Below are 1,531 nucleotides of genomic sequence, written 5' to 3' on the forward strand. Positions count from 1 at the left end.
GTGGGACGTTGGCGGTGGCGAGTGCGGAGGAGCGTAGGGATCCGCGGGCGTTGGCGGAGATGGTCGGCCGGTGTGGGGTGGGCGTGGCCAGCGTGGTGCCGTCACTGCTCAGGGTGCTGGACCCGGATGCCGTGCCGGGTATCGGCAATTGGGTGTTGGGTGCGGAGCGGTTGAGTGTGGAGTTGGCTGGTCGGTGGTCGGTGGGTGCGCGGGTGTGGAACACCTACGGGCCGACCGAGGCGACCGTCATCACCACGGCCACCGCCACTCCGCTGGCTGCGGGGCTGGAGGAGGCGCCGCCGATAGGCCGCCCGCTCCCCAACGCCCGTGTCTATGTGCTCGATCAGTTTCTCAAGCCGGTGCCGGTGGGCGTCGCGGGTGAGGTGTATATCGCGGGTGCCGGGCTGGCTCGGGGGTATGTCGGCCGCCCGGGCCTGTCCGCTGAGCGTTTCGTGGCCTGCCCGTTCGTTGCTCCGGGTGGCCGGATGTATCGCAGTGGCGACTTGGCGAAGTGGACCGCTGAGGGTGATCTGGTCTTCGCGGGGCGGGTCGATGAGCAGGTGAAGGTGCGTGGTTTCCGTGTCGAGCCCGGTGAGATCGAGGCGGTGGTGGCCGCCTGCGAGGGGGTGGGCCGGGTCGCGGTGGTGGTCCGGGAAGACGGGCCCGGGGACAAGCAACTGGTCGCGTATGTGGTCCCCAATGGGGAGGTGAGCGTCGCGGCGGTACGTGCGTTCGCGGCGGACCGGCTGCCGGAGTACATGGTCCCGGCGGTCGTCGTGCTGGACGCGCTGCCGCTGACGGTCAACGGCAAGCTGGACCGCGCCGGGCTCCCCGCCCCCGACACCACAGACACCATCAAGGGCCGGGGCCCGGCCACTCCGACCGAAGAGATCCTGTGCGGGCTCTTCGCCGAGGTGCTTGGCGTGGCGCGGGTCAGTGCCGATGCCTCGTTCTTCGAGCTCGGCGGTGACTCACTCCTGGCGATGCGGCTCATTGCCCGGGTCCGGGCGGTGCTCGACACCCGGATCACCATCCGTGAGCTCTTCACCGCCACCACGGTCGCCCTCCTCTCTCGCCGTATCGAGGAAGAAGGCCACGCGGACGGCCGCGCCCGCCCCGTACTGGTGCCGTGCCCTCGGCCGGACTCCGTACCCCTGTCGTACGCGCAGCGCCGGATGTGGTTCCTCAACCGCCTCGAAGGCGTGGGAGAAGGCGCGGGCTACAACCTGCCACTGGCGCTGCGCCTCTCGGGCGAACTGGACGCGGTTGCTCTGGAGGCGGCGCTCGGTGATGTCGCCGACCGGCACGAGAGTCTACGTACGGTCTTCCCCGAGACCGATGGCGAACCGCGTCAGCATGTGCTGGCGGGCGGCGACGGCCGACCGTCGCTCGTGGTCGTGGACACCACGGAGCAGGAGTTGCCGCAGACCCTGGTGGCGCACTCTGCCCGGGGCTTTGATCTGAGTGTTGATCTGCCGTGGCGGGCGCGGCTGTTGAGGATGGGGCCGTCGGAGTATGTGTTGTTGGTGGT

At 69.8% G+C, this 1,531-nt stretch carries 1 protein-coding gene; it reads left to right on the forward strand.

All coding sequences use genetic code 11. The annotated features are described in order from the left end of the window. Nucleotides 1-59: 59 nt before the first annotated feature. Nucleotides 60-1,531: AMP-binding protein (locus VT50_RS37630; protein WP_240529495.1), on the forward strand; the 1,472-nt coding region annotated here is incomplete at its 3' end.

The organism is Streptomyces antioxidans (genome assembly GCF_000968685.2).
GTDB lineage: Bacteria > Actinomycetota > Actinomycetes > Streptomycetales > Streptomycetaceae > Streptomyces > Streptomyces antioxidans.